Source organism: Pantoea sp. BS_8, from assembly GCF_041954965.1.
In the GTDB taxonomy this organism is placed as follows: domain Bacteria; phylum Pseudomonadota; class Gammaproteobacteria; order Enterobacterales; family Enterobacteriaceae; genus Pantoea; species Pantoea stewartii.
Map to the genome: position 1 here is coordinate 95695 of NZ_JAVAXU010000002.1, position 21331 is coordinate 117025.

Consider the following 21331-nt stretch of genomic DNA (forward strand, 5'->3'; position numbering starts at 1 on the left):
AGGGTAAAATAAATTACGCCTCGTTACTTTGACGGCTATCACGTTTCGCAAACCAGAGCGCTCAGACGGGTAAACATACGTGCATAACCGCCTATTTTTTCAGCGAAATCCCCTGACTCTGTTGGACAAAAACAGAGTCAGCAGCGGATATGTCGTATTTATTACAAAGCCTGAAATAAACTAACTGTCAGGCGCCGAGGCGGCTCATGGGGATATGGAAAAGCGTGGAGAAATTCTGCGTGGTGGTTGCTGCCAGCGTCTCGATATCCACGCCTTTCAGTACCGCCAGATAGTCCGCTACATCGCGTGTATAGGCCGGTTGATTCTCCTTGCCGCGATAAGGTACAGGTGCCAGATAGGGCGAATCGGTTTCAACCAGAATACGATCAAGGGGAACATAGCGTGCCGCCTCGCGTATCTGCTCAGCATTACGGAACGTCACGATCCCTGAGAAAGAAATGTAGAACCCCATATCCAGCAGCTTCGCCGCTGTCGCCTGATCTTCCGTAAAACAGTGTAGTACACCGCCGCAGCGTTCAACCTGTTCTTCACGCAGAATCGCCAGGGTATCTTCACGCGCATCACGCGTGTGCACGATGATCGGCTTGTTCAGCGCGATCCCGGTACGGATATGCTCGCGAAACGAGCGCTGCTGCTGCGCTTTGGTTTCCTGCTGGTAATAATAATCCAGTCCGGTTTCACCCAAGGCCACCACCTGTGGATCGGCGGCCAGCCGACGGAATTCGTCGACATCGTAAGGTTCCTCCTGGTTCAGCGGATGTACACCGCAGGAGAGTGCGATATTTTCGCGACCGCCTACCAGCGCCTTTAACGTGCTAAAGCCAGGTAACGTTGTGGCAATCGCCAGCATAAACCTGACGTCGCGCGCTGCCGCTTTGGCGATCACGTCATCAAGATCCTGATGGTTTTTTTCATAGTCAAGGCCATCAAGATGGCAGTGGGAATCAACAATAAACATAGTTTTCTCAGTCAGCCGGGTACTGCGGGCTTCAGGTTGTCCGCCCAGCTCAGTAGCCTGTCAGTTAACAAAAGTTCACGATTCACTGCCGCAACCTCTGACAGCGTTTCGCGGCAGCGCATCCAGTCCTGAGCGCTGTTGTTCAGCGCCGTTTGCGAGAAATGCTGCGCCAGCATCGCCACTACATCCTGACGATCCACATTGGTCAGCCACTGTGTCGCACCCTGCTGCCACTTGATGGCATCCAGTATCAACGCCAGCAGCCAGCCTATGCGCGTGCCTGGGTTATCAGTATTCAGTACTGGAAGCAGTTGCAGGATGTCCTGTTGCAGGGCGCTGGCAAGGGCATCACAGAGTGCCTGCCTTGCCTGCCATGCTCGCTCATCCAGCAGCGCCAGGGCGGCACCGGGCGCGCCCGCACTCAGGCGCAGCGCAGCCAGTAAGTGTGACTCGTCATACGCTCCCTGCTTTCTGAGCCATGCCAGACTGTGGGCTTCGTCTGGCGGTGCCAGCGTTAACACCATACAGCGGCTGCGCAGCGTCGCCAGCAAACGCGAAGGTTCACGACTGCTCAGAAAGAACCAGCTGTTTGCCGGCGGTTCTTCAAGGGTTTTCAGCAAGGCGTTCGCTGCCGCATCACTGAGCTGCGACGCATCGGGCAGCCAGACGACTTTAGCCCCGCCCTGCTGTGCATGGTGGTACATTTTTTCCGTCACCTGGCGCACGGCATCAATGCCGAGCGTGGCTTTGCCTTTTTCGGCTTCCAGCCGGTACCAGTCAGGATGCGTGTTTGCCTGCATCAGTTGACAGCCATGACAGTGACCGCAGCTTTTCAGTCCGTCGCGGCACTGACACATCAGCCAGCGGCTCATTCCCCACACCAGGGCATCATCGCCCATGCCTTCCATGGCATTCACCAGCAGCGCGTGATGCGCGCGATCCGCCTGGTGCTGTGCAATCACCTGCCGGTAAGGCTGGTTTAGCCAGGGATACCAGTTCATGCCCGCTGTTCCGCCAGCCAGGCAGACAATGTGGATTGCAGCGCGGTGGTCACCTGTTCCAGAGGCTGCGTCGCATCGATTGTCCGAATCGTCGCATCTTCCGCCGCCAGGGCCAGGTAGCGGTCACGCGTGCGTTCGAAAAAGCGCAGTGACTCCTGCTCGATGCGATCCAGCACACCACGAGCGCGGGCACGTTGTAATCCTGTTTCCGGTGTGACATCCAGATACAACGTCAGGTCAGGACGAAAATCCCCCAGCACCGTATCACGCAATGTACGCATCAGTTCGGCATCAACCCCACGGCCGCCGCCCTGGTAAGCCTGAGAGGAGAGATCATGCCGATCGCCCACCACCCAGGCGCCGCGCGCAAGGGCCGGTTTAATAACGGTTTCGACCAGCTGGACACGGGCGGCGTACAGCATTAACAGTTCCGCTTTATCGGTCACCTGCTCGCCCTCAATGCCCTGCTTCACCAGAATACGGAGCTGTTCAGCCAGCGGCGTACCGCCGGGTTCACGGGTAAAGACGATGTCTTCAATCCCGTGTGCCTGTAACGTTGCCACAATGGCCTCACGGGCCGTGGTTTTTCCCGCGCCTTCCAGGCCTTCAATCACAATAAACTTACTGTCCATTTTTTTCCTTTAACGCAAGCCGGTAAGCCTGGACGGCCTTGTTGTGGCTGGCAAGATTGGTCGTGAACGTATGTCCACCTTTGCCATCCGCCACAAAATAGAGGTAGTTGGTCTTTTCCGGATGGGCGGCGGCAATCAATGAGGCCTTACTCGGCATCGCAATCGGGCCTGGCGGCAAACCACTGATGATATAGGTATTGTACGGCGTCGCTGTTTCCAGATCTTTGCGCGTCAGCGTGCCATTGTAGGCTGCGCCCATACCGTAAATCACGGTCGGATCGGTCTGCAGGCGCATACCCGTCCGCAGTCGGTTAATAAACACAGAGGCCACTTTCGCCCGCTCTTCACTGACACCCGTCTCTTTTTCAATGATCGACGCCATCGTCACCATCTCCTGCTCATTCTTGTAGGGCAGGTTGTCCATGCGGCCTTGCCAGACTTCATCAACCATCTTTTGCATTCGCTGATGCGCACGCGTCAGCAACGCAATATCCGTTGTATTGGCGGTATACAGATAGGTATCCGGGCAGAAGCTCCCTTCCAGCTGATTTTCATCCAGCCTGAGCGCCTTTGCCACGGTGGCATACTTATCATCAGGCAACGTATGTTTTACATAGGGTGCCTGGCGTAATTCACTCAGCCACTCCTGCAGGCGTTGTCCTTCTACAAAGCGCAGCGGGAACTGGGCCTCTTTGCCGCTGGCCAGCAACGCCAGTAGCTCGCGCACCGTCATTGACGGTTCCAGACGATAGGTTCCGGCTTTGAATTTTGCCAGTTCAGGCTCAAACTTAAGCAACGCGCCAAACCAGATGCTGTGGGGAATAATATGCTGACTTTCCAGCTGGGCTTCTAACGCCACACGGCCCGTCCCGGCGGGCAGCGTGTAAATCGTTTCCTGGGAAAGGGTCAGACGGCTGGCAGCAAGTTGCTTCACCTGCCAGTAGCTGACGCCTGCGGCCGCCAGCAGCACTGCCAGCACACCCGCAATAATTTTTTTGCTTCGACTCATTCTGCTTCCATTATCGTTTTACAGCTTGCCTGTAGCTGGTTAAACAATGTGCGTTGATGAAAGGTCACCGCATCAAGTTGTCGAACGGGCAAGACGGGCATGAGCGTATTACAGATGACAATTTCGTCTGCGGCTAACAGCGCCGCCAGCGTCGCCTGCACCACCTGACAACTCTGTCCTGCTGCATGTATTTGCGCTATCAGATTCTGCCGCATAATGCCGTCAACGCCAGCCTGATCCAGCCGGGGCGTAAAGATCGTGTTGCCGCTCCGCCAGAATAAATTGGCCGCACAGCATTCCACCACCCAACCTTCGGTGTCAAGCACCAGGGCTTCATCCGCGTCTGTCTGCTCAAGATGGGCACGAATCATCACCTGTTCAAGCCGGTTGAGATGTTTTAGCCCGGCAAACTGGGGGTTGCGTGCCAGCCGGACCGGACTGACCACCAGCCTGACACCGGTATTTTCTAACGCAGCATAGTGCCCGGGCCAGTCAGAGACCGAGACAATGCGCGTCGGCCCGCTACAGCCCGCACGACTGTAACCGCGTCCCCCACTGCCTGCGCTGATAATGACTTTGAGCACCGCGCTGTCATGGCCCGAGGCCGCCTGCAGCATTTCCCCCGCCAGAGCCTGCCAGTCAACATTCTGTAACCACAGGCGTTCGCAGCTTTGCTTTAGCCGCTGAATATGCCAGTCAAACAGCGCGATATTGCCCTTGATGATAGCGGCCGTGGTAAAGCAGCCATCGCCAAATTGTACGGCGCGATCGCGGGCCGTGAGATGAGATTGTTCGATGCCGTTAATCCACATTACCGCGTCTCCCGTATCGATATCGTGGTTGTCATGACGGTGATTTTATCGGTTTCTCTTCGTCGCTGGACAGAAAAAAGGCCCGCATAGCGGGCCTTTTAAGCAATCATAAACGCCAGGTTTAGATTTTACGGAAAATCAGTGAACCGTTAGTGCCACCGAAACCGAAAGAGTTACACAGCGTATATTCCAGTCCAGACACCTGACGTGCAGTGTGAGGAACGAAATCAAGATCGCAACCTTCGTCCGGGTTATCCAGGTTCAGGGTCGGTGGAACCGCCTGATCGCGCAGCGCCAGAATCGAATAGATCGATTCAACCGCGCCTGCCGCACCCAGTAAATGGCCGGTCATTGATTTAGTTGAGCTGACCATAACCTTGCTGGCAGCCTCACCAAACACTGATTTCACCGCCTGCGCTTCGGCTTTATCGCCTGCTGGCGTTGACGTGCCATGCGCGTTGACGTAACCGATCCTGTCAGGCGTCATCTGTGCATCACGCAGCGCATTGATCATCGCTGCGGCTGCGCCAGAGCCGTCTTCCGGTGGCGAGGTCATGTGATAGGCATCGCTGCTCATCCCAAAGCCCACGATTTCCGCGTAGATTTTAGCGCCACGCTTCTTAGCATGCTCGTACTCTTCCAGTACGATAATGCCCGCGCCGTCGCCCAGTACAAAACCATCACGGTCTTTATCCCATGGGCGGCTTGCCGCCTGTGGGTTGTCGTTACGTGTAGACAGTGCACGCGCCGCGCCAAACCCACCTACACCCAATGGTGTACTGGCTTTTTCCGCGCCACCTGCCAGCATCACGTCAGCATCGTTATAAGCGATGATACGTGCCGCATGACCAATGTTGTGAACGCCAGAAGTACAGGCGGTCGCAATGGAAATGCTGGGGCCTTTCAGGCCATACATGATGGTGAGATGTCCCGCCACCATATTGACGATTGTGGAAGGCACGAAGAAAGGGCTGATTTTACGCGGACCGCCGTTCACCAGCGAGGTATGGTTTTCTTCAATCAGACCCAAACCACCAATGCCCGAACCAATTGCCGCGCCAATCCGGCCTGCATTTTCCTCGGTCACTTCAAGACCGCTGTCCTGCATGGCCTGAATGCCTGCCACGATGCCGTACTGAATGAAGTCATCCATCTTGCGTTGATCTTTACGGGAAATAAAGTCATCGCAATTGAAATCTCTTACCAGACCTGCAAAGCGTGTTGCATAGGCGCTGGTATCAAAATGGTCGATCAGGTTAATGCCGCTCTGACCGGCAAGGAGAGCACTCCAGGTAGACTCTACGGTATTGCCGACAGGAGACAACATGCCAAGACCAGTCACAACTACACGACGCTTAGACACGTTCGTCCTCCAGGGAGGGAAAAAAATGACTATTGTGGGGCAAACATAAAACTCAGGCGGTCAATTGACCGCCTGAAGATATTCATTAGCCTTTGTGGCTATTGATATAGTCGATCGCTGCCTGAACGGTAGTGATTTTCTCAGCTTCTTCGTCTGGAATTTCAGTATCAAACTCTTCTTCCAGAGCCATTACCAGCTCAACGGTATCAAGAGAATCGGCACCCAGGTCTTCTACGAAAGATGCAGAGTTGGTCACTTCTTCCTCTTTCACACCCAGCTGCTCACTGATGATTTTCTTAACGCGTTGTTCGATATCGCTCATACTATTTAATTTCCTATCAAAACTCGCTTTCGCGATGGTTTTCGTAGTGTATAAAATGTTGAAAAAGATGCAACAAAATCCCGGCTGGTCTAACCACGATTTACGCTATTGTGCGGTTTTATACGCAAATAATGCAAATGATTTCGTGATTATCAGACCATATACATGCCGCCATTGACGTGCAGCGTCTCACCCGTGATGTAGGCTGCTTCGTCAGAGGCTAAGAATGCAACAGCATTAGCAATTTCCTGCGCTTCGCCTAAGCGACCCGCAGGCACTTCTGCCAGAATACCGGAACGTTGATCTTCGTTCAGTGCCCGCGTCATGTCGGTCTCTATGAAGCCCGGAGCCACGACGTTGACGGTAATGCCACGTGACGCGATTTCCCGCGCCAGTGATTTGCTAAAGCCAATCAAACCCGCTTTTGCTGCAGCATAGTTTGCCTGACCCGCATTACCCATGGTTCCGACAACGGAACCAATAGTGATGATACGCCCCATGCGCTTTTTCATCATGGCACGCATCACCGCCTTAGAAAGACGGAAAACTGATGTGAGGTTGGTATCAAGGATATCCTGCCACTCATCGTCTTTCATACGCATCAGTAAATTATCACGCGTAATGCCTGCATTATTGACCAAAATGTCCACTTCGCCAAATTCAGCGCGAATTTTCTCTAAAACGCTGTCGATGGAAGCGGCATCTGTCACATTTAACAGCAGGCCCAGTCCCTTATCGCCAAGGTAAGCACTGATCGCATCGGCACCACTTTGGCTGGTTGCAGTTCCCACCACTTTTGCACCACGTGCAGCCAGGGTTTCTGCAATCGCACGGCCAATGCCGCGGCTCGCGCCCGTTACCAGCGCTACTTTACCTTCAAAGCTCATGATTTTCCTCTTATTCCTGTGCAAGTGCCGCAGTCAATGACGCAGTATCGTTCACCGCTGCCGCAGACAGGCCATCTACGATACGTTTGGTCAGGCCAGTGAGCACTTTACCCGGACCCATTTCAATCAGTTGCGTCACGCCCTGCGCAGCCATCGCCTCTACGCTTTCTGTCCAGCGTACCGGGCTGTAAAGCTGGCGAATCAGCGCCTGACGAATCGCGTCGGCATCCGTTTCGGCTTTCACGTCGACGTTGTTAATCACCGGCACCTGGGGTGCTTTAAAGGTGAGCGTTTCCAGCGTCAGTGCCAGTTTTTCCGCCGCAGGCTTCATCAGTGCACAATGCGAAGGTACGCTGACCGGCAGCGGCAACGCGCGCTTGGCGCCCGCCGCTTTGCAGGCCGCGCCTGCACGTTCTACCGCATCTTTGTTACCCGCGATAACGACCTGGCCTGGCGAATTGAAGTTCACCGGCGAAACGACTTCACCCTGCGCACTTTCTTCACAGGCTTTCGCAATGGCCGCATCATCAAGACCGATGATCGCCTGCATGGCACCGGTGCCTTCTGGCACGGCTTCCTGCATCAGTTTACCGCGCAGTTCAACCAGTTTGATTGCGTCCGCGAAATCCAGTACGCCCGCACAGACCAGCGCAGAATATTCGCCCAGGCTGTGGCCCGCCATCAGCACAGGCTGTTTGCCCCCCTGCTGCTGCCAGACACGGTAAATCGCCACAGAAGCGGCCAGCAGCGCAGGCTGCGTCTGCCAGGTTTTGTTCAACTCTTCCGCGGGCCCCTGGCTCACTAACTGCCACAGATCATAACCGAGGGCCTCAGAGGCTTCACGGAACGTCTCTTCAACCACCGGATAAGCGGCAGCGAGTTCTGTCAACATGCCCACAGACTGTGAGCCCTGACCTGGGAAAACAAAAGCAAGTTGCGTCATTTTCAGTTCCTGTCAATCAAAAGCGAACCAGCGCAGAACCCCAGGTGAATCCACCACCAAAGGCTTCCAGCAAAATAAGTTGTCCGGGTTTGATGCGGCCATCGCGCACGGCTTCATCCAGTGCGCTGGGCACCGATGCGGCTGAGGTATTTCCATGACGATCCAGCGTGACCACCACTTTTTCCATGGTCATGCCCAGTTTTTTCGCCGTGGCGCTGATAATGCGAAGGTTTGCCTGATGCGGCACCAGCCAGTCCAGCTCTTCACGCGCAATGTTGTTCGCCTGCAAGGTCTCATCAACGATGTGCGCCAGTTCTGTCACGGCCACTTTGAAGACTTCATTACCTGCCATTGTCAGGTAAGCGGGTTGATCCTGATGCGCGCGATCCTGATAAGGCAGCGTCAGCAATTTGGCGTAACGGCCATCAGCATGCAGATGGGTAGAAATGATGCCCTGCTCTTCACTTTGACCCAGTACCACTGCGCCCGCACCGTCACCGAACAGAATGATCGTGCCACGATCTTCAGGATCGAGCGTACGCGCCAGGACATCAGAACCGATGACCAGCGCATGTTTCACTGCACCATTTTTGATGTATTGATCGGCAACGCTTAACGCATAAGTAAAGCCTGCACAGGCCGCAGCCAGGTCAAACGCGGCACAATCTTTGATTTCAAGCATCTGCTGAATCAGGCAGGCAGAGCTGGGGAAGGCATGACTGGAAGACGTGGTCGCCACAATGATCAGGCCCACGTCATTGGCATCGACGCCCGCCATCTCCAGGGCACGTTGTGCTGCCTGGTGGCCCATACTTGCAACAGTCTCATCCGGCGCAGCAATACGGCGCTCACGGATGCCGGTACGGGTAACAATCCACTCGTCCGAGGTCTCCACCATTTTTTCCAGGTCGGCATTGGTGCGGACCTGGCTGGGCAAATAACTGCCCGTACCGATAATTTTGGTAAACATCTAGGCTTTGTCACTCCTGGCTAATACAGCGTCCAGACGGGCGGCAATGTGTTCAGGAACCTGCCGCCTCACCGCCTGCTCGGCCTGATTGATCGCCATGGCAAAGGCATGTTGATTTGCTGCGCCATGACTCTTGATCACTGTCCCGCGCAATCCTAACAGACAAGCGCCATTATACTGGTCGGGGTTGAGATGGCCGAAACGCCTGACCAAACGCTTTTTAACCCAGCGCCCCAGCAACGTCAGCCACCACGACCGCTTTTCACCTTCTCCCGATGATTTCAGCAGAGAAAGGAACATTCTTACCACGCCTTCCATTGTCTTCAGTGTGATGTTTCCAGCGAAACCATCACAAACCAGCACGTCCGTTTTGCCGGTCAGCAAATCATTACCTTCAAGGTAACCAATGTAATTAATTTGCGGTAATGCCTTCAGACTTAACGCCGCATCGCGAATGCTTTCAAGCCCTTTATGCTCTTCATGGCCAATATTGAGAAGTGCCACGCGGGGATGCGCTATGCCCAACACTTCTTCGGCCATGACCGCGCCCATTACCGCAAACTGCACCAGCATCGCACTGTCAGAATCGACGTTGGCACCTAAATCCAGAATGACCGTCTTTCCCTGATGTTGGTGGGGTAAAACGGTCATCAACGCCGGACGCTTAATGCCGTCCAGCGGCTTCAGTAATAATGTCGCCAGCCCCATCAGCGCGCCGGTATTGCCGCTGCTGACGCAGGCCTCTGCCCGCCCTTCTTTCACCAACTCTAACGCCACTCGCATTGAACTGCCGCGGCTGTTACGTATGGCTTGTGCGGGTCGCGCATCACTTGCAATAACGGATTCTGCAGGGACAACCTGCAAACGCGCCAGCAGGGCGGAATCGGCTTTGGCAAGCAATGGCGTGAGAATGTCGGGGTCTCCGACCAGAAGAAGGATAAGTTCCGAATGAGAGGCCAGTGCCTGCAATGCTGCAGGCACCGTCACGCAGGGACCGAAATCCCCGCCCATGGCATCGATAGCCAGGGTCAAACGTGTCAAGGTATCGCCTTGCTAAGCAAAGATCTTACTTAACGATAACCTTGCGACCGCGGTAGTAACCATCCGCAGTGATGTGGTGACGCAGATGAGTTTCACCAGAAACTTTATCTACTGACAGAGCAGCAGTGGTCAGCGCATCGTGCGAACGACGCATACCACGCTTAGAACGGGTGGGTTTATTCTGTTGTACGGCCATGGACCTTACTCCTATTACTTACGCTTTAAACTGGCTAATACGGCAAATGGGTTTGGTTTTTCTGCCTCTGCAGGCAATTGGCCAAAGACCATGTCCGCCTCGGACACTTCACAGTGTTCAGAATCGTGCACCGGAACCACAGGCAGCGCGAGAATAACTTCATCCTCGATAACCGCCAGCAAGTCGATCTCACCGAATTCGTTGACATCAACCGGCTCGTACGCTTCCGGCAACGCCTCGGCCTGCTCATCAGATGAAACAGGACTGAAGCAATAGCTTACGTGAACATGATGTGGAAAAACCTGGTTGCAGCGCTGACAACGAAGCGTAACCTCAACATCAGCAGTACCCGTCAGTACTGCCAGACGCTGGTTATCAACCGCGAACGACATGGCACATTCAACATCACTGTCCACACTGACGACCGACTCAGCCACACGCTCGACCTGTTGCGAGGTATAAACACCCTGGTAATCAAGGCGTTTTTGAGCGGTGCGGACGGGGTCCAGCGTCAGGGGTAATTTTACCTTTTGCATAGGGCGCGCATATTAACTTTGTAATCACATAGAGTCAAAGAAAAAGGCCGTTGGACAGCATCTTTCAACCACTATTCGCATCCAGTGCGGCGCACAGTTTAAAATGACTGCCACCAATTCGCTATCAATATTGAAAAAAAATGACAGCATCGATTCTTTTAGCATCAACCTCACCGTTTCGTCAGGCGCTGCTGAGCAAGCTTGGCCTGCCTTTTACAGTAGATTCACCCCAGACAGATGAAACGCCGTTAGAAAATGAACGCGCAGAGGATCTGGTTACGCGCCTGGCCATAGCCAAAGCTCAGGCGCTGGCTGAACGTTATCCACATCACTGGATCATTGGTTCCGATCAGGTCTGCGTCCTTAACGGCAGGATTACCGGAAAACCCCATACGGCGCAGAACGCAGAAGCACAGCTACGCGCTGCCAGTGGCAACCGCGTAACCTTTTACACCGGCCTCGCCCTCTACCACCCTGCCAGCCAGCGGCTGATGCAGTGCTGCGAACCTTTTACCGTGCATTTCCGCACGCTGAGTCAGGCCGACATCACCAACTATATAAAGAAAGAGCAACCGCTACAGTGCGCCGGCAGTTTCAAAAGTGAAGGACTGGGCATCTGCTTATTTGACCGGCTTGAAGGGCGCGATCCGAATGCGTTGGTGGGACTACCGCTTATCGCGCTCAGCGCGATGCTGCGTGAAGCGGGCATCAATCCCCTGGGAGCGTGATGCCGCCCTGCGTCAGTTTTTTTGCTGGCGCAGCTTCGTCAGGCACTGCTGTAACGTGTCATCCAGCGGCGCTTCCATACGCAGGGTTTCCCCTGTATTCGGGTGCGTAAATGTCAACGCAGCCGCGTGCAGGAAGAGCCGATCCAGCCCCGTAGAGGCCAGTTTGCTGTCAAAGTCGCGCTCGCCGTAACGATCGTCAAAGGCGATGGGATGACCGGCGTGCAAGGTGTGTACACGAATCTGGTGCGTACGCCCGGTTACCGGACTGGCTTTGACCAGCGTGGCAAACGCAAAACGTTCTTCCACTTTAAAGCGGGTTTCCGACGGTTTGCCGTCACTGCTGACACGCACCATACGTTCACCGCTTTGCAGGATATTTTTCAGCAGCGGCGCCTGAACCACTTTGATATGCGAGGGCCAGTTGCCCTGCACCAGCGCAAGATAATCTTTCTGCATGCCCTTCTCACGCAGCTGTTCATGCAGCGAACGCAATGCTGAGCGCTTTTTGGCCACCAGTAAAATGCCGGACGTATCGCGGTCAAGGCGATGTACCAGCTCCAGAAAGCGCGCTTCCGGACGCAGGGCGCGCAGTCCTTCAATCACACCAAAGCTTAAGCCGCTGCCGCCGTGTACGGCTGTACCGGACGGTTTGTTCATGACCAGCAAATGATCGTCTTCAAAGAGGATGGCGTTAGCCAGTGAGGCAACTTTGGCCAGTTTGGGCGAGACAGCGTCCTCATCACGCTCCGCCACACGTACTGGCGGAATGCGCACCTCATCGCCCTCTTCGAGTTTATATTCAGGCTTGATGCGTTTTTTATTCACGCGCACTTCACCTTTTCGCACGATGCGATAAATCATGCTCTTCGGCACGCCCTTTAACTGGGTGCGCAAAAAGTTATCAATACGTTGTCCGGCGTTTTCAGCCGTGATGGCGACAAACTGTACGCCGGGATTCTCTGTTTTCATGGCGGCGATTCTAAATAGTGTCCCCTGATAGCGCCACCCCTTTTTATGTGCTTAACTCTCTGCGTAGCGTCGGGATGAGCAATCAGATTGCTGGCATTTTCAACAGCCTGAATGCGCTTTCTGTCGCAGGGTTCTTAAAATGTAAAGAAAATTGATCAGTCAGTTAAAGTCACCTTGCTATATGAAGGTTAGCAGTGGAATAATGCTTAGGTTTCTTAGCTGAGGATTCAGATAAGAAAAAAAGCGAAATTAGTTATTTTGTCGGATTGAGCAGACACGCAGCAATGGCGTAAGACGTAATGCGAAATCAGGCACTTAGCGGGCTGCGGGTTGCGGCCTGGACATGAGATGGAGTGCACGGGTTTACAGAATTATCTCTCGCATTTCCACTATCTGGTGCTGTTGTTCCTTATGAAAAACAGGCCACCGACGTTATTTGCGCCCCTCGCGCGGTCGATAACCGTGAGGTTGACGACATTGCACTAAGTCACGGGGCCATCGGTTGATACTCGTCCAGGGTAACTATGCCCGCAGCTTTAATCACTCATGAAAGAATAACGAGTACGTTACGATGAAAAGAATGTTAATTAACGCAACTCAGCAGGAGGAGTTGCGCGTTGCCCTGGTTGATGGTCAACGTCTGTACGATCTGGATATCGAAAGTCCCGGACACGAACAGAAAAAAGCCAATATCTACAAAGGTAAAATCACCCGTATCGAACCCAGCCTTGAAGCGGCTTTCGTCGACTACGGTGCAGAACGTCACGGTTTCCTCCCTCTCAAAGAAATTTCTCGCGAATACTTCCCTGCTTCCTACAACGCTCACGGTCGTCCAAACATTAAGGATGTGCTGCGTGAAGGCCAGGAAGTTATTGTTCAGATCGATAAAGAAGAACGGGGTAATAAAGGCGCCGCGCTGACCACCTTTATCTCGCTGGCAGGAAGTTATCTGGTATTGATGCCGAACAACCCGCGCGCGGGCGGCATTTCTCGTCGAATTGAAGGTGACGACCGTACCGAACTGAAAGAAGCGCTTTCGGCACTGGAACTGCCTGATGGTATGGGGCTGATTGTCCGTACCGCAGGTGTAGGCAAATCAGCCGAATCGCTGCAGTGGGATCTCAGCTTCCGTCTGAAACACTGGGAAGCGATTAAGAAAGCCGCTGACAGCCGTCCTGCGCCCTTCCTGATTCATCAGGAAAGTAACGTAATCGTGCGCGCATTCCGCGATTACCTGCGCCAGGACATCGGCGAAATTCTTATCGATAACCCGAAGGTCCTGGAACTGGCGCGTCAGCATATTGCGGCTCTGGGCCGTCCGGACTTTACCAGCAAGATCAAGCTCTACACCGGCGAAATCCCGTTGTTCAGCCACTATCAAATCGAGTCGCAAATCGAGTCCGCTTTCCAGCGTGAAGTGCGCCTGCCTTCCGGTGGCTCGATTGTTATCGACAGCACCGAAGCACTGACCGCCATCGATATCAATTCGGCACGCGCTACGCGTGGTGGCGATATCGAAGAAACCGCGTTTAACACGAACCTCGAAGCAGCAGATGAAATCGCCCGCCAGTTACGCCTGCGCGACCTCGGCGGTTTGATCGTTATCGACTTTATCGATATGACGCCGGTTCGCCATCAGCGCGCGGTAGAAAACCGTCTGCGTGAGGCGGTCCGTCAGGATCGCGCCCGTATTCAGATCAGCCATATTTCACGTTTTGGCCTGCTGGAAATGTCCCGCCAGCGTCTCAGCCCGTCACTGGGCGAGTCGAGCCATCATGTCTGCCCGCGCTGTAGCGGTACCGGCACCATTCGTGATAACGAGTCGCTGTCACTGTCTATTCTGCGCCTGATCGAAGAAGAAGCCCTGAAGGACAACACCAAAGAAGTGCATGCTATTGTCCCGGTGCCTGTGGCCTCTTACCTGCTGAATGAAAAACGTGAAGCGGTCAATGCTATCGAAAAACGCCAGGGCGGCGTGCGTGCGGTTATCGTACCGGACGACCGGATGGAAACGCCGCACTACTCCGTGTTGCGCGTGCGGAAAGGTGAAGAAACGCAGACGCTGAGCTATCACCTGCCTAAGCTGCACGAAGCCGAAATGGCGATGCCTTCGGAAGAAGAACATGCCGAACGTCGTCGTCCAGAACAACCGGCCCTGGCGGCATTTGTGATGCCTGATGCGCCACCGGCACCGACGGAAGCAGCGCCGGAAGCGACCAAAGCGCGAACTGCGCCGGTTGCTGAAACCGCCCCTGCAACGCCATCCAACGGAACAGGCTTTGTTGGTCGCCTGCTGGCGGGCCTGAAAAAAATGTTCGCCGGTGAGCCTGCGCCTGCCACGGCAGAGCCCGTTGCTGAAGTGACCGAACCGCAGAAAACCAGCGGTGAGGAGAACGGCAATCAGCGTGGCGATCGTCGTAACAACCGCCGTAACAATAACCGCCGTGAGCGCACGCCACGTAATGGTGACACCACTCAGCAGCGTGAATCTCGGGACAACCGCGAAACCCGTGACAATCGTGAACCGCGTGAAGACAACCGTCGTAATAAGCGTCAGGGGCAGTCTAATGAGGCGCGTGATGAACGTCCGGCGCTGAGCGATGAAGCTCGCCAGCAACGCGATGAGCAACAGCAGCAGCGTCGTGAACAGCGTGCTGAACGTCAGCGTCGTCGTCAGGAAGAGAAACGTGCCCAGCAGGAAGCGAACAGCGCGGTTGAACAGGCCGTTGAAACCGCTGAGCCCGTTGCGGCTGAAGCACAGGACGATGAGCGCGTTCAGGCTATGCCACGCCGCAAACCGCGTCAGCTGACGCAAAAAGTGCGTGTTGGCGACAACAATGATCAGCCTCAGCATGCTGCCGTCGAGTCAGCAGAATCTGTTGAAGCCCGCAAGATTCAGCCGGTTGCAGAAGCCTCACAGGTCGACGACGCGGACGAAACCGAAGCGCGTGATAACGCCAACATGCCGCGTCGCTCTCGTCGTTCACCGCGCCATCTGCGCGTCAGTGGTCAGCGTCGCCGTCGTTACCGCGATGAGCGCTACCCAACACAGTCTGCTATGCCATTAGAAGCCGCTTCGGCCTCACCTGAGATGGCGTCAGGCAAAGTCTGGGTGCGCTATCCGGTCGCACAGACGAACGAAGAGCAGACCACACAGGATGCCGTGAAAACCGCACAGGACGACAGCCATGCAGACACAGCACCTGCTATCGCCCTGCCTGTGGCAGCGGCCGTAGACGAGGCGCCGGTTTCACAGCCCGATCCAGTACAGGTTGCTGAACCCCAGACAGACACGCCGGTTACTGTGGTGAATACGGATGACACGCAGGCGATTGATGCTCCTGTGCATCAGGAACCCTCTGTGATTCCTGCGGCTGCAGAAGCCCGCGCCGACGCCGTCGCGCAGCAGGCACAACCTGCCGATGTCACGGCTGAAGACGCGCATAAGTCCGACGTGACCGCCGCGCCCGAGGTCGCCCAACACGAGCACGTTGGGCCCGCAGAGCAGGCCGGTACGGCGGTGAGCCCGACAACCGAAGCTCAGGTTGACGCGGTGTTAAATGCACCGGTTGCTGCAGAGGAAACCGTTGCACCCATCACCGAACCGCATGCGCCTGTGGCTGCGCGCGACGTTGCTGTAGAAGCCCTCCAGGCCAATGCGGAAACGCGCTGGAAGCACTTTGCGTCAGCCCCAATGACCAAAGCGCCTGCGCCAGCATGGCAACCAGAGCCTGCGCGTCACAGCGACTGGCAGCGTCCTTCCTTCAATTTTGAAGGCAAAGGTTCTGCGGGCGGCCATAGTGCTACCCACCAGGCAACGGCCCCTGCGACCAAGCCATAAGCACGGTTCGCAGACGTGATAAACCCGGCTCCGGCCGGGTTTTTTATTGTCTGTTACGGACATTTCGGGTGAGGTATGCGGGCAGAAACACCACGGAGGGATCATCCTGAGGTATGTAATCAGGGCTACATTAGCCTGATCCGTGCAGCACAGCGTCAATCATGCAGCAAAGGTTCTCCGCACAGGTCGCCATGTTAATTGAGCAGCGAAAGAGGCATTACGCAGACAAAAAAAATCCCACCGTCCCTGTAGGACGATGGGAAAAACTAAGCGCACCCGGTTAAAGTACGCCTAAAATTTTTATGAATTTAACTGGAACAATGACATCTGAGACATATCAGTGAAGGTCTTATAAGAAGCCTGCAGCGCCTGTTGTTGCATGGTGTAGCTGGAAATCGCCTGGGTGTAATCCACATCCACCAGGCTACTCATCTGCGAGTCATAAATCACTTTGCGATCGTCACCCTGCGCATTCAACGTATCCAGCTCTTTCAGCTGTGTTCCGATTTCGGAACGCACGCTGAGCACGTTGTTAAGCGAGTTGCTCAGACCACGGTTGGTTTTATCCATTGCCGCTGAAAAGGTCGCTTTGGTGGCATCATCCGCGCCATTCTGGGGCACTTTTAGCGCACTAATAGCACTGTCCAGCATATTGAATAAATTCGTTTCACTGGTGCCACCGTTCGGTTCTTTCACCGCGTTGCTGGTGATCGACATTACGATGCTGTTGCCGGTATGACCGATCGTCATCGTACGGTCCGTATCGACTTTTTGCGTAATCGCGTCGGTTCCGCCCTGATAGGTCACGCCGCCGGCACCATCCACAAACGGTGGTGTATCGGTCTTATAGCCGGCAAAGATATAACGCCCGTTGGCGTCTTTGCTGTTGACCTGGTTCAGTAACTGCGCACGCAACCCTTCCAGCTGCGTCGCATACGAGGCGCGGTCATCGTCGCTCAATGAGCCGTTTGAGGCGGCCACAATCATCGACTGCGCGCTCATAATGCTGTTTGTCACACCGTCCAGCGTGTTTTCTTCCAGGGATAAGCCCTGGTCGGCGAAGGTACGGGCAACCGCATACTGGCTTGCCTGCGCCTGAGTTTGCGATAACACCACGGCACGGGAAGCGGCGATCGGATCGTCAGAGGGGTTAGATACTCTGTATCCGGTAGACAGCTGTTTGCCTGCACTCAACCAGGAGGATTGCGCATCACTTACGCCGCGAACCTGCTGGTCAAAAATCATATTTGTACTGAGTCGCATGATGTCCTCTGCTCTTAGTTAATGCTAAGCAGGGCGTCAAAAACGGTGCTGGCCGCTTTTAAAACCTGCGCATTCGCCATGTAATATTGCTGGTATTTGGTCAGGTTCGCATACTCTTCGTCCAGGTTAACGCCGGAGACAGACTGCTGACGGTTTGTTAACTGCGTCACCACGTTCTGCTGCGTTGTACTGGCCGTTTTCAGGGCCTGTGTTTTGTTACCAACGGTACTCACCATCGCGCCATAGGCCTGGGACAACGTAGAATTACCGTTGACGATTTTGGCATCCTGTAGCGCCAGCAAATTTTGGGCATTGCGGTTATCACTTTCACCGCCTGGTGCCGCCGCCGCCGCAATCTGCGAGCCGCTGGTAATCGCCACTGACATCCCGTTAACCACGTTTTGAACGGGTTTTACCAGGAAACTGTCTTTGGCGTTTGGTGTACCATTGACCGTCAGGCTCATCCCGTCCAGGCTGAGCGTGGTGACGCCGCCAGAAGTAGTGGGCGTGAGCGTCGTTTTGGTGTTGTCTGACAGACGCGTGGCTGACCAGTTTGTTCCGTCATAAGTCACGGTATAATTGGAAGCCTGCAGCGCATTGGTATTGCTCCACGCCGCGGTTAAGGTGGCGGAAGAGGTATTTTTGCTGTTGCCCTGCGCTGTTGGGCTGCCGATAGTAAAGAAGTCGACGCCCTGGTTACCGTTGCTGTCATAGCCTTGCTTGTGCACGGTATTGAAATTGGTGGTGAAGGCGGCGGCAAGCTGTCCCAGCTGGTTTTGTGCCAGGTCCAGATCCTGCGAGCGGAAGCTTAACATCCCGCCCAGTGAGCCGGTGGTAATGGAAGATTCCGGAATCTGCACATTGCCAGCCTGCGGATCAACATAGCCCACCGTGGTGCGCGTCAGATCGCTGCTGGATGGCATTGCCACCAGCTTGGTTGACTGGAAGCCACTGACCAGAGAAAGGCCGTTGGCCATGGAAACCGTGTAGCTTCCATCCTGCTGTGACACTGTCACACCGACGATATTATTCAGACCATTAACCAACTGATCACGTTGATCCAGTAAGTCATTGGGAGCGGCGCCATTACCGGTTGTCAGTTTGGCAATCTGCTGGTTAAGACTGGAGATCTGGCTGGTAAAGGTATTGATCTGATCTACGTCAGAGGTCACGTTGGTATTCACGCTGTCTTGCATGTTGGTCAGGTATTGCGCCTGGGTCTGAAACTGGTTGACCAGGCCCTGGGAGTTGCTGAGCAAAGACTGACGCGCTGCAGGATCGTTGGCATTACTGACCACGTTCTGCATGTTGCTAAAGAAGCCCTGAATCGCGCTCGACAGGTTTGTCGTCGAGGTTGACATCAGATCGTCGATATTGGAGACCTGCGAATACTGCGTATTTGCCGCATTGTAGGTGGCTGAAGACCCACGTAGTTGCGCTGCGATAAAACTGTCGTATTCACGCTGAACACCGGTTACGTTAACCCCGTTACCGTAATAACTTTTTCCCTGCAGGGTACTGTTGGCTTCTGCCAGAATCGTCGTCTGACGTGAATAGCCGGCAACGGTGTAATTGCTGATGTTATTACTGGTGGTGCTTAAGGCGGCCTGTGCGGCACTGAGCCCGCTCATTGCGGAGTTAATTATGCTGGACATCTCGGTTCCTTACATTCCCCGCTACACGGGTCGCTGTCATCAGTGTGGTCGCCAGCGTGCGCTGGCGCGCCTGGCTCTTGCTGCTATTATCGGCATGCTTAAGTGAAACTTGAGGCACAATTCTCAGAACAATGTGCTTAAATCCTGGCTATAAGCTTTCACCACTTTTTCACCCATGCTCTTGAATTGCTGAATCATTCCCATCAGTTTTTGCGCATATTTCGGATCGGTGGCATAGCCCGCAGCCTGCAATGCCTGGGCGCCCTGCTCCGCGCTCTGTGCATTGGTGACAGCCGCATAACGTGGGTTATTTGAAAGCAGTTTGACGTAGTCGTTTAACGCTTCGAAATAAGAACTGTAAACCCGGAATGTCGCACGCACCTTTTTAGCTTCACCGTGCTCATATTCTGTGGTCATGATATCGGTCGTTTCGCCTTTCCAGTTCCCGCTGGCTTTGATGCCAAAGACGTTATAACTCGGCTTTCCATCACGGGTCAGGATTTGACGTTGCCCCCAGCCTGACTCCAGTGCAGCCTGCGCCAGAATCAGGTGATGAGGGATACCACTCTGCTGACTGGCGGCCTGAGCGGGCTGAGTCAGTTGGGCAATAAAGTCACGACTGTCGCTTGGCAGGCCGGTGGGCGAAGGCGCGGGCAGGCGCGGCATAGCTTTGCGCACCATTTGCTCCAGCGGCGTGGCGCCGCTGGTGCTCATGATGAAGCTGTTATCCAGCTTCATCGGCACCGTACCGGCGCGCTCGTCCGGGGCTTTGGCGGGTTCCATCTGTTTAACGATGATATCCGCCAGGCCCAAGCCACGTTTACCGATGTCCTGCGCAATCTGCTGATCGTACATTGACGTGAAAAGCTTGGTCTGTTCATTGCTGAGAATGCCGTCCTGCGGTAACGCTTCACGCATACTCTTCAGCATCATCTGAACAAACATCCCTTCAACCTGCTGCGCGACCTGCAGTGCTTTCCCTTTGGGATCGGCAGTGACATCGCGTTTCAGGTCGTTCAACGAGCGGCTGTCAAAAGCCGCATTCATCAGCGATTGCGTATCGTTCATCAGATAATTTCCAGTTTTGCGCGCAGGCAACCCGCGCTCTGCATTGACTGCAAAATAGACATCAGTTCGATAGGCGATGCACCCAGCGCATTCAGCGCACGCACCACGCTGTTCAGGTTGGCGCTGGAGTTAACCCGTTGCAACGCACCGCCGCTCTGACGCAGATCGATCTGCGTATTGGTAGTAGCGACAGTCTGTCCACCCGCCAGCGGCGTGTTCGGCTGACTCACGTTTTGCTGCTGATTGACCGTGACAGACAGGTTGCCCTGAGCGACCGCACAGGTGTTCAGTTTCACTTCACGATTCATCACAACAGAGCCGGTGCGTGAGTTAATGATGACTTTGGCATCCTCAACCGGCACGGAGACATCAATGTTCTGAATCTCTGCCAGTAAACGAACCTGCGCACCATTATTCGGGGACACGCGGACCTGGACCGTACGGGCGTCCAGCGGCTGGGCCGAACCGTATCCGCCACGGGCGTTGATCGCATCAGCAATTCGTTGCGCCATGGAGAAATCTTCGGTGTTCAGCTGCAGGTTAATCGTATTCTGCGAACCAAAGTTGCTCTGCAGTTCACGTTCAACCGTTGCTCCATCGGTAATCCGTCCACCGTTAAGCTGGTTGACCTGAACGCTGCTGCCGCCTGCTGCGGCACCCGCGCCGCCGACCAGAATGTTACCCTGGGCCAGCGCATAAACCTGGTTATCCACGCCTTTCAGTGGCGTCATTAACAGCGTGCCGCCGCGCAGGCTTTTCGCGTTACCCATGGACGACACCACCACATCCAGCGTCTGGCCCTGGCGGGCAAACGAAGGCAGCCTGGCGGTAACCATCACGGCGGCGACGTTTTTGAGCTGCATGTTGGTGCCCGGCGGCACGGTAATGCCCAGTTGCGACAGCATGTTGCTGACGGTTTGGGTCGTGAACGGCGTCTGCGTTGTCTGATCGCCTGTTCCGTCCAGGCCCACGACAAGGCCATAACCCAGCAGTTGGTTATCACGCACACCCTGTACGGTGGTTAAGTCGCGGATCAGATCGGCACGCGCCATCAGGCTTACGCCTAACAGTAATCCCAGACCGACACGCCATAATGTTAGCTTTTTCATTACAACC

At 54.8% G+C, this 21331-nt stretch carries 20 protein-coding genes; 2 read left to right on the plus strand and 18 right to left on the minus strand.

Annotated elements, in window-relative coordinates:
- Window positions 1–187: 187 nt before the first annotated feature.
- The 13 genes from RAC65_RS05855 to yceD form a co-directional block, all read right to left on the minus strand.
- Window positions 188–979: a metal-dependent hydrolase gene (locus RAC65_RS05855; protein WP_375096498.1), complete on the minus strand. Its 792-nt coding sequence runs from the start codon at window positions 977–979 to the stop codon at window positions 188–190.
- An 11-nt stretch (window positions 980–990) separates the two neighbouring features.
- The gene (gene holB / locus RAC65_RS05860) at window positions 991–1980 is read right to left on the minus strand and encodes a DNA polymerase III subunit delta' (RefSeq protein WP_375096499.1); all 990 of its coding nucleotides are present in this window, start codon (window positions 1978–1980) and stop codon (window positions 991–993) included.
- Window positions 1977–2612, minus strand: a complete 636-nt coding sequence (gene tmk / locus RAC65_RS05865) for a dTMP kinase (RefSeq protein ID WP_006118837.1) — start codon at window positions 2610–2612, stop codon at window positions 1977–1979. Before tmk ends, holB begins: the two co-directional genes overlap by 4 nt.
- A complete protein-coding gene (yceG, locus tag RAC65_RS05870; RefSeq protein WP_006118836.1) occupies window positions 2602–3621 on the minus strand; it encodes a cell division protein YceG in 1020 nt (339 codons plus the stop codon). Before yceG ends, tmk begins: the two co-directional genes overlap by 11 nt.
- Window positions 3618–4433, minus strand: a complete 816-nt coding sequence (pabC, locus tag RAC65_RS05875) for an aminodeoxychorismate lyase (protein ID WP_205950015.1) — start codon at window positions 4431–4433, stop codon at window positions 3618–3620. The genes yceG and pabC overlap by 4 nt, the downstream gene beginning before the upstream one ends.
- A gap of 121 nt (window positions 4434–4554) precedes the next feature.
- Window positions 4555–5796, minus strand: coding sequence for a beta-ketoacyl-ACP synthase II (fabF, locus tag RAC65_RS05880; protein WP_033737555.1), 1242 nt, complete (start codon window positions 5794–5796; stop codon window positions 4555–4557).
- Between the two features lie 85 nt (window positions 5797–5881).
- A complete protein-coding gene (gene acpP, locus RAC65_RS05885) occupies window positions 5882–6118 on the minus strand; it encodes an acyl carrier protein (RefSeq protein WP_003849865.1) in 237 nt (78 codons plus the stop codon).
- Window positions 6119–6270: 152 nt separating this feature from the next.
- Window positions 6271–7005 carry a 3-oxoacyl-ACP reductase FabG gene (gene fabG, locus RAC65_RS05890; protein ID WP_006118833.1) on the minus strand — a complete coding sequence of 245 codons (735 nt, stop codon included), beginning with the start codon at window positions 7003–7005 and terminating at the stop codon, window positions 6271–6273.
- 10 nt (window positions 7006–7015) lie between these two features.
- A complete protein-coding gene (gene fabD / locus RAC65_RS05895) occupies window positions 7016–7948 on the minus strand; it encodes an ACP S-malonyltransferase (RefSeq protein WP_006118832.1) in 933 nt (310 codons plus the stop codon).
- 16 nt (window positions 7949–7964) lie between these two features.
- Window positions 7965–8918: a beta-ketoacyl-ACP synthase III gene (locus RAC65_RS05900; protein ID WP_006118831.1), complete on the minus strand. Its 954-nt coding sequence runs from the start codon at window positions 8916–8918 to the stop codon at window positions 7965–7967.
- Window positions 8919–9959, minus strand: coding sequence for a phosphate acyltransferase PlsX (gene plsX, locus RAC65_RS05905; RefSeq protein ID WP_033737556.1), 1041 nt, complete (start codon window positions 9957–9959; stop codon window positions 8919–8921). It abuts the gene before it with no gap.
- Window positions 9960–9984: 25 nt separating this feature from the next.
- A complete protein-coding gene (gene rpmF, locus RAC65_RS05910) occupies window positions 9985–10155 on the minus strand; it encodes a 50S ribosomal protein L32 (RefSeq protein ID WP_003849870.1) in 171 nt (56 codons plus the stop codon).
- A 14-nt stretch (window positions 10156–10169) separates the two neighbouring features.
- Window positions 10170–10691: a 23S rRNA accumulation protein YceD gene (yceD, locus tag RAC65_RS05915; protein WP_006118829.1), complete on the minus strand. Its 522-nt coding sequence runs from the start codon at window positions 10689–10691 to the stop codon at window positions 10170–10172.
- A 140-nt stretch (window positions 10692–10831) separates the two neighbouring features.
- On the opposite strand from yceD, the gene RAC65_RS05920 reads away from it, so the two are divergent.
- A complete protein-coding gene (locus RAC65_RS05920; protein ID WP_006118828.1) occupies window positions 10832–11419 on the plus strand; it encodes a nucleoside triphosphate pyrophosphatase in 588 nt (195 codons plus the stop codon).
- Between the two features lie 12 nt (window positions 11420–11431).
- Here RAC65_RS05920 and rluC read toward each other — a convergent pair whose 3' ends face one another.
- The gene (rluC, locus tag RAC65_RS05925; protein ID WP_039341117.1) at window positions 11432–12388 is read right to left on the minus strand and encodes a 23S rRNA pseudouridine(955/2504/2580) synthase RluC; all 957 of its coding nucleotides are present in this window, start codon (window positions 12386–12388) and stop codon (window positions 11432–11434) included.
- Between the two features lie 571 nt (window positions 12389–12959).
- On the opposite strand from rluC, the gene rne reads away from it, so the two are divergent.
- A complete protein-coding gene (gene rne / locus RAC65_RS05930) occupies window positions 12960–16229 on the plus strand; it encodes a ribonuclease E (protein ID WP_110267685.1) in 3270 nt (1089 codons plus the stop codon).
- 300 nt (window positions 16230–16529) lie between these two features.
- On the opposite strand, the gene flgL is transcribed toward rne, so the two are convergent.
- The 4 genes from flgL to RAC65_RS05950 form a co-directional block, all read right to left on the minus strand.
- Window positions 16530–17492 (minus strand): flagellar hook-associated protein FlgL, encoded by a 963-nt coding sequence (gene flgL, locus RAC65_RS05935; RefSeq protein WP_039341120.1) that lies wholly within the window; start codon window positions 17490–17492, stop codon window positions 16530–16532.
- A gap of 14 nt (window positions 17493–17506) precedes the next feature.
- Entirely contained in the window at window positions 17507–19147 is a 1641-nt protein-coding gene (gene flgK / locus RAC65_RS05940; protein WP_039341122.1) for a flagellar hook-associated protein FlgK, read from the minus strand.
- A gap of 123 nt (window positions 19148–19270) precedes the next feature.
- Window positions 19271–20215 (minus strand): flagellar assembly peptidoglycan hydrolase FlgJ, encoded by a 945-nt coding sequence (gene flgJ / locus RAC65_RS05945; protein WP_054634183.1) that lies wholly within the window; start codon window positions 20213–20215, stop codon window positions 19271–19273.
- Entirely contained in the window at window positions 20215–21324 is a 1110-nt protein-coding gene (locus tag RAC65_RS05950) for a flagellar basal body P-ring protein FlgI (RefSeq protein WP_006118822.1), read from the minus strand. The genes flgJ and RAC65_RS05950 overlap by 1 nt, the downstream gene beginning before the upstream one ends.
- Window positions 21325–21331 lie beyond the last annotated feature (7 nt).

What these genes read in the sequence shown, in the direction of transcription:
- RAC65_RS05855 (WP_375096498.1), bottom strand. Translation starts at nt 979, where the DNA reads ATGTTTATTGTTGATTCCCACTGCCATCTTGATGGCCTTGACTATGAA.
- holB (WP_375096499.1), bottom strand. Translation starts at nt 1,980, where the DNA reads ATGAACTGGTATCCCTGGCTAAACCAGCCTTACCGGCAGGTGATTGCA.
- tmk (WP_006118837.1), bottom strand. Translation starts at nt 2,612, where the DNA reads ATGGACAGTAAGTTTATTGTGATTGAAGGCCTGGAAGGCGCGGGAAAA.
- yceG (WP_006118836.1), bottom strand. Translation starts at nt 3,621, where the DNA reads ATGAGTCGAAGCAAAAAAATTATTGCGGGTGTGCTGGCAGTGCTGCTG.
- pabC (WP_205950015.1), bottom strand. Translation starts at nt 4,433, where the DNA reads ATGTGGATTAACGGCATCGAACAATCTCATCTCACGGCCCGCGATCGC.
- acpP (WP_003849865.1), bottom strand. Translation starts at nt 6,118, where the DNA reads ATGAGCGATATCGAACAACGCGTTAAGAAAATCATCAGTGAGCAGCTG.
- fabG (WP_006118833.1), bottom strand. Translation starts at nt 7,005, where the DNA reads ATGAGCTTTGAAGGTAAAGTAGCGCTGGTAACGGGCGCGAGCCGCGGC.
- fabD (WP_006118832.1), bottom strand. Translation starts at nt 7,948, where the DNA reads ATGACGCAACTTGCTTTTGTTTTCCCAGGTCAGGGCTCACAGTCTGTG.
- RAC65_RS05900 (WP_006118831.1), bottom strand. Translation starts at nt 8,918, where the DNA reads ATGTTTACCAAAATTATCGGTACGGGCAGTTATTTGCCCAGCCAGGTC.
- rpmF (WP_003849870.1), bottom strand. Translation starts at nt 10,155, where the DNA reads ATGGCCGTACAACAGAATAAACCCACCCGTTCTAAGCGTGGTATGCGT.
- yceD (WP_006118829.1), bottom strand. Translation starts at nt 10,691, where the DNA reads ATGCAAAAGGTAAAATTACCCCTGACGCTGGACCCCGTCCGCACCGCT.
- RAC65_RS05920 (WP_006118828.1), top strand. Translation starts at nt 10,832, where the DNA reads ATGACAGCATCGATTCTTTTAGCATCAACCTCACCGTTTCGTCAGGCG.
- rluC (WP_039341117.1), bottom strand. Translation starts at nt 12,388, where the DNA reads ATGAAAACAGAGAATCCCGGCGTACAGTTTGTCGCCATCACGGCTGAA.
- rne (WP_110267685.1), top strand. Translation starts at nt 12,960, where the DNA reads ATGAAAAGAATGTTAATTAACGCAACTCAGCAGGAGGAGTTGCGCGTT.
- flgL (WP_039341120.1), bottom strand. Translation starts at nt 17,492, where the DNA reads ATGCGACTCAGTACAAATATGATTTTTGACCAGCAGGTTCGCGGCGTA.
- flgK (WP_039341122.1), bottom strand. Translation starts at nt 19,147, where the DNA reads ATGTCCAGCATAATTAACTCCGCAATGAGCGGGCTCAGTGCCGCACAG.
- flgJ (WP_054634183.1), bottom strand. Translation starts at nt 20,215, where the DNA reads ATGAACGATACGCAATCGCTGATGAATGCGGCTTTTGACAGCCGCTCG.
- RAC65_RS05950 (WP_006118822.1), bottom strand. Translation starts at nt 21,324, where the DNA reads ATGAAAAAGCTAACATTATGGCGTGTCGGTCTGGGATTACTGTTAGGC.